This is a genomic window from Stenotrophomonas sp. HMWF023 (assembly GCF_003060985.1).
GTDB lineage: Bacteria > Pseudomonadota > Gammaproteobacteria > Xanthomonadales > Xanthomonadaceae > Stenotrophomonas > Stenotrophomonas lactitubi.
The window spans coordinates 1-8,878 of record NZ_QAIJ01000211.1 but is presented as its reverse complement, the minus strand read 5'-3'; the positions used below and the strand labels follow the sequence as shown (position 1 = coordinate 8,878).

Below are 8,878 nucleotides of genomic sequence, written 5' to 3'. Positions count from 1 at the left end.
CTTCTTCAGCGCGGCCAGGGTCTCGTCCCACACCTTCAGGCGTGCCTGCTGCGCGGCCGCGCCGACGTCGGGCATGCGGGTGGCGTTGGCCGGCGCGTCTTCGTCCTCGCTGGCCTCGCCGCCGCCGTCCTGGCGCCACTTCCATTCCTTCTCGTACAGCGCGCGGAAGGCGGCGTCGGCGGGCGATTCAGTGGCCACGCTGGCCGGCGCGGTGGCGGTGGGCGGTGCGGCCAGGGCCACGGCAGGGGCGGACAGGGCGATCAGCAGGGCTACGGCAAGACGGGTTTTCACGAGCACAGGTTCCCGGGAAGGCAGACCCCGATCATGGCACCCCGCACCGCGCATGGCATGGGACGAAGGTCCTGCCTGCAACGCAGGCAGGACCGGGAATGGCCGCAAGCCGGGACCCCAGCGCCGAAGGCGCGTGGTAGCGCGGGGCCATGCCCCGCGAGCGCGCAGCGCGGCCGACGTTGGCGGTCATCCCACAGCCGCCGGGCATCGCCCGGCGCTACCGATGCACAGCGGTGCCGACCGAGGTCGGCGTCTACCAGGCCTTCAGTGGCTGGCCTTGTCCCGCTTCCAGCCGCGGTGCTTGATGTCCAGCTGCAGGCTGTACAACGCGGTGAACGCCGGGAACAGGTTCTGCAGCACGCCCACCGAGTCCTGCTTGGCCGAGAACAGGAAGTAGCTCAGCGTCATCAGGCTGCCGACCACGCTCATGTACCAGAACAGGCGCGGGATCACCGGCTTGCCGGCGCGCTTGGAGGCGACGAACTGGACCAGCCAGCGGCCGCCAAACATCAACGCACCGGTGTAGCCGATCAGCTTCCAGCCGGTCACATGCAGGCCGGTCCAGTACAGCCAGGTCAGCGGCTGGTCCAGCCAGTGCAGCTCCAGGTCCATCAACGCTCCTCCACCGCAGTGCGCTTGCTGCGGGTGATCAGCCAGGCCACGCCACGCAGGTCGCGGATGCCGACCAATGCGCGGCCGAGGTTGTTGTACTTGGACACGCCCGCAGTGCGGTGGCGATGGTTGACCGGCACGCTGGTGGTCTTCCAGCCGGCGCGCTGCATCAGTGCCGGCAGGTAGCGATGCATGTGGTCGAAGTACGGCAGGTCGAGGAAGGCGTTGCGCTCGAACAGCTTGATGCCGCAGCCGGTATCGGGGGTGTCATCGCGCAGCATGCGCGCGCGGATGGCGTTGGCCCACTTGCTGGCCCAGCGCTTGCTGCCGCTGTCCTTGCGGTTGACGCGCCAGCCGGCGAACAGCTTCACCTGGGCATCGGCGGCACCGCGGGCCTGCAGCAGCTTGGGGATGTCGGCCGGATCGTTCTGGCCATCGCCGTCGAGGGTGGCGATCCACGGTGCACGCGCATGCTTGACGCCGGTACGTACCGCGGTGCTCTGCCCGCTCTGCGAAACGTGGTGCAGCACCCGCAGTTCCGGCGTGGTGGCCTTCAGGCCCTGCAGCACGGCCAGGGTGTCATCGCGCGAATGATCATCGATGTAGACGATCTCGAACGGCAGCCGGCCGCGCAGTGCAGCGGTGATTTCGGCCACCAGTGGCGCGACGTTGTCGCGCTCGTTGAATACAGGGACGACGACGGACAGCTCGGGTTGGCTCATGGGGGACTCGGCCAAGGAGGGACAAAGACCGCGCATTTTCCGACGCCGAGGTTATCCGAAGATGAATCCGGCAGTGTGAGGATGCGTTCTCACGCGCGATCAGCAAAATACTCGCGGCACCACTGCACCACCGGCGGCAGGCCCTGTTCGATCGGCATGACCGGTTCGTAGCCAAATGCGTCATGTGCGCGCCGGGTATCGGCCATCGTGCGTACCATGTCGCCCGGCTGCATCGGCTTGTACACCTTCTGCGCGGGGCGACCAGCGGCCTGCTCGATCACGCCGATGAAGCGCTCCAGCTCGACCGGCGTGTGGTTGCCGAGGTTGAACACCCGGTGCGGCACCGGACCATCAGCCGGGTGCGCGAGGGCGCCGAGAATACCGGCAACGATGTCGGAGACATGTGTGAAGTCGCGCTGCATGCGGCCTTGGTTGAACACATCGATCGAACGACCGGCCAGCACCGCGCGCGAGAACAGCAGCGGCGCCATGTCCGGCCGGCCCCAGGGGCCGTACACGGTGAAGAAGCGCAGGCCGGTGGCATGCAGGCCATACAGCTGCGCGTAGGTGTAGGCCATCAGTTCATTGGCGGCCTTGGTTGCTGCGTACAGCGAGCGCGGCTGGTCCACGCGCTGGTCTTCGGAAAACGGCGGCGTTGCCGAATCGCCGTACACCGAACTGCTGGACGCATACACCAGATGCTGCACGCCACGGTGGCGGCACAGCTCGAGCATGTTGACGAAGCCGACCAGGTTGCTGTCGACGTAGGCGTGCGGGTTTTCCAGCGAATAGCGCACGCCGGCCTGCGCGGCCAGGTGGATCACCGCCGTCGGCTGTATTTCGTCGAACAGCGCAGCCAGGCCGTCGCGGTCGGTCAGGTCCAGCGTGCGCAGGTCCAGCGTCGGGCACAGCGCGGCCACGCGGTCACGCTTGATCTGCGGGTCGTAGTAATCGTTGAAGTTGTCCAGGCCGACCACGGACTGGCCCGCATCAAGCAGGGCGCGCGCGGTGTAGGCACCGATGAAGCCGGCTGCGCCGGTAAGCAGGATGGTCATTGCGGTGGGCCTGGAATTCAACGGTCGATTCAGTGGTTACAGCGTCTGATGGTACGCGCAGGGCCTAGAACAGGCCGAAACGCTTCTTGGCCACATTGGTGCGCCCAGGCTGGATGACATCCTGGATGTTCTTCGCATCGAAGCGGTCCAGCAGGGTTTCCGAATCCTTCTTCAGCTTCAGATCCATCTCTTCCGGGTACAGCGGCACGATCGCCATGAACTCGATGGTCTTGCCGTCTTCCAGCTCCAGCGTGCCGAAGTCGTCCGGGGTCGTGACCGGCGGCAGCACGATGGCGCCATCGAATCCCACGCCCGGCGCATAGGGCTCGGACGGATGACCGTTGGGAATGGTGTGGCCGAAGCCCAGCCAGGTGTCGTACTCATGCGGCAGCCGCGCCAGGGTCTTCAACAGACGCACCGGCCAATAGTTGCGTTCGTCCTCGAAGGCATCCTGGGTGATCGGCCAATCCGCTGGCAAGGTCACCATCAGTTCCATGTGCCGGGGAGCATCCACCTCATCGGGCACGGCCATCGGCAGATCGCTCATGCCCGAGGTCACCAGGCGCAGGTACGGACACTCGTCGGTGGCCGGCACCACGTGCACGTCGATGTGCACGATATCGGAGATGATTTCGTGGAAGACGCCGGAGATCGGGCCCAGATGGCGCTCGATGTAGGCACTGATCGCCTCGATGTGTTCTTCGCCGTGGGCCGGGGTGAAGTCCTTCTCGCGGCTGTGCACGAGAATCGGGCTGCCGCCCGGGCTGACGTCGTCGATTTCAATGGTCATGTCCTGCTCCCTGGATGAGCCACGGGGCGGAGCGGCCCACCTGCGGTGGACGATAGACCTCCGGCACGCGCGGCGGTGCGTTCCCTGCAATCGACGGAGCACGGCAGGAACAGGCCGTGCGCCCATGAAACTGCGCCGGGGTCAGCCCTGGCGCGTGCGCAGCCGCTCCAGCACGCCATCAAGCGTGTCCAGGTTGGCGTAATGGATGATCAGCTTGCCCTTGCCACCGCGGCCGTGGTTGATCGCAACGGAGGTGCCCAGTACTTCGGACAGCTCGGTTTCCAGCGAGGCGATATCGGCCTGCTGCACCTTGGCCACCGGCTGCGGACGGTTGCTCGGCACCTTGCCGGCGGCGAACGCCTGCGCACGACGCTCGACCTCGCGCACCGACCAGCCCTCATCGGCCGCTTCCTGGGCCAGCTTGCTGGCCAGTTCCGGAGCCAGGGTCAGCAGCGCGCGAGCGTGCCCCATCTCCAGCCGGCGCGTTTCCAGCAGCAGGCGGATGGCGATCGGCAGCTCCAGCAGGCGCAGCAGGTTGGACACCGCCGCGCGCGAGCGGCCGACGGCCTCGGCGGCCTCGGCATGGGTCAGGGTGAATTCGCTGATGAGGCGCTGCAGCGCTTCGGCTTCTTCCAGCGGGTTGAGGTCTTCGCGCTGGATGTTCTCGATCAGCGCCATCGCGATGACGGTGCGGTCTTCCAGCTCGCGCACCACCACCGGCACTTCGTCCAGGCCGGCCAGCTGCGAGGCGCGCCAGCGACGTTCACCGGCGACGATTTCGAAGTTGCCTGCCGGCAGCTGGCGCACCAGGATCGGCTGGATCACGCCCTGCGACTTGATCGAGTCGGCCAGTTCGGACAGCTTGCCCTGGTCCATTTCGCGACGCGGCTGGTACTTGCCCGGCTGCAGCTGGCCTACCGGCAGCTTGCGCAGCACTTCACCGGGCAGCGGCTCGATCACCGCCGTGCTGGCCTGCACCTGGCTGACCGCGCCCTTGGGCCCCAGCAGGGCGTCCAGGCCGCGGCCGAGGCCACGCTTCTTGGCGGCAGGCTTGCTGGTCATCAGACGGTCTCCACGGCCTTGGTGGCCTTGTTGCGTTCGTTGTTGCGGCGGATGATCTCGCCGGCCAGGCCGAGGTAGGCGACACCGCCACGCGAAGCACGATCGTAGCCGACGATGCTCTGGCCATGGCTGGGCGCCTCGGCCAGGCGCACGTTGCGCGGCACGATGGTGCGGAACACGCGGTCACCGAAATGCTCGGTGAGCTCGGCCGACACGGCATTGGCCAGGTTGTTGCGCACATCGAACATGGTGCGCAGCACGCCTTCGATCTCCAGCGCCGGGTTGAGGTTGGCGCGCAGCGCTTCGATGGTTTCCACCAGCGCGCTCAGGCCTTCCAGCGCGTAGTACTCGCACTGCATCGGCACGATCACCGAATCGGCGGCGGCCAGGGCGTTCAGGGTCAGCAGCGAGAGTGCCGGCGGGCAGTCGATCAGGATGTAGTCGTACTCGTCGCGGATCGGCGCCAGCGCGCGCTTCAGGCGCTGCTCGCGCTCGCTCTGCGCCATCAGCTGGATCTCGGCCGCGGTCAGGTCGATGTTGCCCGGCAGCAGGTCGTAGCCTTCGGCGGTCTGCACGCGCACGTCGGCAGCGCTGGACTCGCCCAGCAGCAGATCGTAGGTGGAGGAGACCAGCTCGCGCTTGTCCACGCCACTGCCCATGGTCGCGTTGCCCTGGGAATCCAGGTCGACCAACAGCACGCGCTTGGGTGCGTTGGCCAGGGAAGCGGCCAGGTTGACGGCGGTCGTGGTCTTGCCGACGCCACCCTTCTGGTTGGCGATGGCGATGATGCGGGCCATGCGGGTGTGCCTCGTCGACGTGTGCTGGGACCGGTCATTATGCGTACAACCGGGCCCGTGCGGAAATCGTGGATCGCCAACCGCTTGTTCCACAAGGGGGTGGCGGCGGGGTTCAGGGGCCTGTGACGGTGACCAGATGGCGTTCGCCGGCCAGGCCGGGCACGCTCAGCGGGACCACCTCGCGCACCTGCCAACCGGCCGGCAGCGCTGCGATCTCCTCATGCGGGTAGACGCCCTTCATGGCCAGCAGCACGCCACCGGGGCGCAGCAGGTGGCCACCGACGCGGACGATGCCGGCCAGGGTGTCCATCGCGCGCGCGGTCAGCTGGTCGTAGCTGCCCGGCTCGGCCAGCGCTTCGGCGCGCGACTCGGCCACGCGGGCATTGCCCAGGCCCAGCTGGCGCACGGCCTCGCGCATGAAGCGGGCCTTCTTGCCGTTGCTTTCCACCAGGGTGACCTGCAGGCCCGGGCAGGCGATCGCCAGCGGGATGCCCGGCAACCCGGGGCCGGTACCGAGGTCGGCCAGGCTGCCATCGGCCACGAAAGGCTGCATCGCCAGCGAATCAAGCAGATGGCGGGTGACCATTTCCTGCGGATCGCGGATGGCGGTGAGGTTGTAGGTGCCGTTCCAGCGGTGCAGCAACGCCAGGTAGCGCAGCAGCGGCGGGGCCAGCTCGGCGGCCAGGCCCATGCTGGCCAGGCCCTGCTGCAGCGTGGTCGCTACGCCGGCGGGAAGATCGTGTTCGCTCATTCCAACATTATCGCCGGTTTTCACTGCAGATTCGGCGATTCACTGCGGATACCAGGCCAATGCGGCGCGGAACTGACCGCTGGCCTGCCACTCGTGCAGGTGCCAGCGCGCGGCCTCGCCCAGTTCCGGGTCGCACCAGCGCAGGTGCAGCGCGCCATCGGCGGCCGGGGCCAGCTGCAGGCGGTGCAGGCCAAAGGAAATGCCCTGCCCGTGCGCCTTCAGCATGGCTTCCTTGGCGCACCACACGCGGAAGAACCAATGTTCGCGGTCGGCCTCGTCCAGACCCTGCAGCCAGACCACTTCGTCGGGATGGAAGAAGCGCTGGATGATTTCCAGCATGCGTGGGCGCGGCCGCAGCAGTTCCAGGTCCACCCCCAGCCGCACGCCTTCGCCCAGCGCCACCAGCAGCACCTCGCCGCTGTGGCTCCAGCCGGTGCCGTAGTGGGCCAGCGCGCCGCTCAGCTCGGGCCGGCCCTTGTCGTCGCGCAGCAGCGGCAGCGCATCCGGCTCGCCGCCCAGGGCCTGTGCCAGCACCTGCCGGGCCTGCGGCTCACCGCGCTGACCGGGCACGTGCGGGCAGCGCCAGACCGTGACCGGACCAAACCGCCAGGGGCCGTCGAGGGTGGCTGGCAGGCTCATCCGCACGCGGCCGTCACGGGATTGCACGACGGGTTCACAGCGTTGCGCGTCAACTGTGCTCGGTTATCCACCGGAGAGTCGATCATGGGAATCATCATCTGGCTGATCGTCGGCGGCATCGTCGGCTGGCTGGCAAGCATCATCATGAAGCGCGATGGCCAGCAGGGCATCATCCTCAACATCGTGGTGGGCATCGTTGGCGCACTGATTTCCGGCTGGCTGTTCGGCGGCGGCATCAATGAAGCGATCACCCTCCGCACGTTCCTGTTCTCGCTGATCGGCGCGGTGATCCTGCTGGCGATCGTCAACCTGTTCACCCGCAAGAGCATACGCTGACGCGGCGGTAGTGCCGGCCGCTGGCCGGCAAACGCATCAGGACGGGGCCCGGCCATTGCCGGGCCTCGTTGTTTCAGCCCAGCTGCACCCACGCCGGTGCATGGTCGCTGGGACGTTCCCAGGTGCGCGGCTCACGGTCGATGTCCGAGGCCACCACACTGCCCTTCAGTGCATCGGAGACCAGGGTCAGGTCGATGCGCAGGCCGAGGTTGCGGCGGAAACCGGCCGCCCGGTAATCCCACCAGCTGAACGTGCCGGCCTCGTCGTTGTGCAGGCGGAAGCCGTCGTGCAGGCCCAGCTGCAGCAGTTTGGTCAGCGCACCACGCTCGGCGGTGGAGGTCAGGATGTGGTTCTCGTTCCACACCTCCGGGTCATGCACGTCGCGCGCATCGGGGGCGATGTTGAAATCACCCATCACGATCAGCTTCGGATGCCGCTGCAGTTCTTCGGCTATCCACGCATGCACCGCCTCCAACCAGCGCAGCTTGTACTCGTACTTGTCGGTGCCGATGTCCTGGCCGTTGACCACATACAGGTTGATCACCCGCAGGTCGCCGAAGGTGCCGGCGATGACCCGTTTCTGCTCGTCCTCGAAGCCGGGAATGCCGATCTGCACGTCCTGCGCCGGCTCGCGCGACACCAGCGCCACGCCGTTATAGGTCTTCTGGCCGGCGAACACGCTGCGGTAACCGGCGGCGATCAGCGCCGAGTCCGGGAACTTGTGGTCCTCCAGCTTGGTTTCCTGGATGCCGACGATGTCCGGGCCGAAGTCCTTGAGCCACTGCTCCAGGTGCGGCAGGCGGACATTGAGCGAATTGACGTTCCACGAGGCGATCTTCATGGGGGCATTCTACCCGGCCCTGCTTTGGTAGACGCCAACCTTGGTTGGCGCTTGGGGATGCCGTGCGCCCCGGTAGAGGCCGACCTTGGTCGGCGCTTGGGGTTCACGCGTGCCAACCAAGGTTGGCAACTACCAGAACCCGGTCCCGTCAGTAGAGCCACGCCATGCGTGGCTTCACCGCAGCAGCAACCTCAACAACCCCGCAATCTTCGAATACGGCGGCCGCAGCCGGTCACTGGCCGCCCAGCGCGACTGCCACAGCACCGGCAGCAGTTTGCTCATGGCATCGAACCCAGCCTGTCCGTGGTATGCACCCATGCCACTGGCGCCAACCCCGCCGAACGGCAAACCATCGGCGGCGAAGTGCAGCAGCGTGTCATTCACCGTCACCCCGCCCGCCACCACCTGGCCGAGGATGCGCTCCACCGTGGCCGTGTCATGGCTGAAGGGATACAGCGCCAGCGGCCGGTCGCGGGCCACGATGTCGGCCAACGCCGCATCCAGGTCCGGATAGGCACGTACCGGCAGGATCGGGCCGAAGATCTCCTCGCGCATCAGGTCCAGGTCATCCGGCGGGTCCAGTACTACGGTCGGCACCAGCAGCCGCTCGCGGTCGGCGCGCGCCTCATCCACCTGCGCCAGCGCAATCACCGGCACGCCACGCTCGCGCGCCTGCGCCAGATAGCCCTGCAGGCGCCGGTACTGGCCTTCGTTGATGATCCGCGTGTAGTCACCCGCATCGCTGAAATCGCCGTAACGCTCGCGCACCTGCTGCTGCAACGCCTGCACGAATTCGCGCTGGCGCACGCTGTCGATCAACACGTAATCCGGCGCGATGCAGGTCTGCCCGGCGTTGAACCACTTGCCGGTGGCCAGCCGCGCAGCGGCCTTGTCCAACGGAAAATCGCGGCAGACGATGGCAGGCGACTTGCCGCCCAGCTCCAGCGTCAGCGGCACCAGATGTTCCGCCGCCGCGGCCATC

General features: G+C 67.2%; 11 protein-coding genes and 1 pseudogene. 1 reads left to right on the top strand and 11 read right to left on the bottom strand.

What is annotated here, in order from left to right:
- The 9 genes and pseudogenes from DBR20_RS11415 to DBR20_RS11375 all read right to left on the bottom strand — a co-directional run.
- Window positions 1-291, bottom strand: a pseudogene (locus DBR20_RS11415) (DUF885 domain-containing protein); the annotation flags it as partial.
- Between the two features lie 264 nt (window positions 292-555).
- Window positions 556-903 (bottom strand): lipid-A-disaccharide synthase N-terminal domain-containing protein, encoded by a 348-nt coding sequence (locus tag DBR20_RS11410; RefSeq protein ID WP_025878793.1) that lies wholly within the window; start codon window positions 901-903, stop codon window positions 556-558.
- A complete protein-coding gene (locus tag DBR20_RS11405; RefSeq protein ID WP_108266246.1) occupies window positions 903-1,625 on the bottom strand; it encodes a glycosyltransferase family 2 protein in 723 nt (240 codons plus the stop codon). Before DBR20_RS11405 ends, DBR20_RS11410 begins: the two co-directional genes overlap by 1 nt.
- 89 nt (window positions 1,626-1,714) lie before the next feature.
- Window positions 1,715-2,680, bottom strand: a complete 966-nt coding sequence (locus tag DBR20_RS11400) for an NAD-dependent epimerase/dehydratase family protein (RefSeq protein ID WP_108266245.1) — start codon at window positions 2,678-2,680, stop codon at window positions 1,715-1,717.
- A 64-nt stretch (window positions 2,681-2,744) separates the two neighbouring features.
- Window positions 2,745-3,470, bottom strand: a complete 726-nt coding sequence (locus tag DBR20_RS11395) for a suppressor of fused domain protein (protein WP_108266244.1) — start codon at window positions 3,468-3,470, stop codon at window positions 2,745-2,747.
- A gap of 141 nt (window positions 3,471-3,611) precedes the next feature.
- Window positions 3,612-4,532: a ParB/RepB/Spo0J family partition protein gene (locus DBR20_RS11390; RefSeq protein ID WP_089237881.1), complete on the bottom strand. Its 921-nt coding sequence runs from the start codon at window positions 4,530-4,532 to the stop codon at window positions 3,612-3,614.
- The gene (locus DBR20_RS11385; protein ID WP_025878788.1) at window positions 4,532-5,329 is read right to left on the bottom strand and encodes a ParA family protein; all 798 of its coding nucleotides are present in this window, start codon (window positions 5,327-5,329) and stop codon (window positions 4,532-4,534) included. The genes DBR20_RS11390 and DBR20_RS11385 overlap by 1 nt, the downstream gene beginning before the upstream one ends.
- A 112-nt stretch (window positions 5,330-5,441) precedes the next feature.
- Window positions 5,442-6,080 carry a 16S rRNA (guanine(527)-N(7))-methyltransferase RsmG gene (rsmG, locus tag DBR20_RS11380; RefSeq protein WP_033832551.1) on the bottom strand — a complete coding sequence of 213 codons (639 nt, stop codon included), beginning with the start codon at window positions 6,078-6,080 and terminating at the stop codon, window positions 5,442-5,444.
- Window positions 6,081-6,119: 39 nt separating this feature from the next.
- A complete protein-coding gene (locus DBR20_RS11375; protein WP_089237883.1) occupies window positions 6,120-6,719 on the bottom strand; it encodes a 4'-phosphopantetheinyl transferase superfamily protein in 600 nt (199 codons plus the stop codon).
- 84 nt (window positions 6,720-6,803) lie between these two features.
- Here DBR20_RS11375 and DBR20_RS11370 point away from each other — a divergent pair, with 84 nt between their 5' ends.
- Complete coding sequence (locus DBR20_RS11370; RefSeq protein WP_025878785.1) at window positions 6,804-7,055, top strand: GlsB/YeaQ/YmgE family stress response membrane protein; 252 nt, start codon at window positions 6,804-6,806, stop codon at window positions 7,053-7,055.
- 73 nt (window positions 7,056-7,128) lie between these two features.
- Here the strand turns inward: DBR20_RS11370 and xth are convergent, their stop codons facing one another.
- Window positions 7,129-7,896, bottom strand: coding sequence for an exodeoxyribonuclease III (xth, locus tag DBR20_RS11365; protein WP_108266243.1), 768 nt, complete (start codon window positions 7,894-7,896; stop codon window positions 7,129-7,131).
- A 174-nt stretch (window positions 7,897-8,070) separates the two neighbouring features.
- Window positions 8,071-8,878 (bottom strand): aldehyde dehydrogenase family protein (locus DBR20_RS11360; RefSeq protein WP_146186993.1); only part of this gene is annotated, 808 nt, incomplete at its 5' end.

What these genes read in the sequence shown, in the direction of transcription:
- DBR20_RS11410 (WP_025878793.1), bottom strand. Translation starts at nt 903, where the DNA reads ATGGACCTGGAGCTGCACTGGCTGGACCAGCCGCTGACCTGGCTGTAC.
- DBR20_RS11370 (WP_025878785.1), top strand. Translation starts at nt 6,804, where the DNA reads ATGGGAATCATCATCTGGCTGATCGTCGGCGGCATCGTCGGCTGGCTG.
- rsmG (WP_033832551.1), bottom strand. Translation starts at nt 6,080, where the DNA reads ATGAGCGAACACGATCTTCCCGCCGGCGTAGCGACCACGCTGCAGCAG.
- DBR20_RS11405 (WP_108266246.1), bottom strand. Translation starts at nt 1,625, where the DNA reads ATGAGCCAACCCGAGCTGTCCGTCGTCGTCCCTGTATTCAACGAGCGC.
- DBR20_RS11395 (WP_108266244.1), bottom strand. Translation starts at nt 3,470, where the DNA reads ATGACCATTGAAATCGACGACGTCAGCCCGGGCGGCAGCCCGATTCTC.
- DBR20_RS11375 (WP_089237883.1), bottom strand. Translation starts at nt 6,719, where the DNA reads ATGAGCCTGCCAGCCACCCTCGACGGCCCCTGGCGGTTTGGTCCGGTC.
- DBR20_RS11385 (WP_025878788.1), bottom strand. Translation starts at nt 5,329, where the DNA reads ATGGCCCGCATCATCGCCATCGCCAACCAGAAGGGTGGCGTCGGCAAG.
- DBR20_RS11390 (WP_089237881.1), bottom strand. Translation starts at nt 4,532, where the DNA reads ATGACCAGCAAGCCTGCCGCCAAGAAGCGTGGCCTCGGCCGCGGCCTG.
- xth (WP_108266243.1), bottom strand. Translation starts at nt 7,896, where the DNA reads ATGAAGATCGCCTCGTGGAACGTCAATTCGCTCAATGTCCGCCTGCCG.
- DBR20_RS11400 (WP_108266245.1), bottom strand. Translation starts at nt 2,680, where the DNA reads ATGACCATCCTGCTTACCGGCGCAGCCGGCTTCATCGGTGCCTACACC.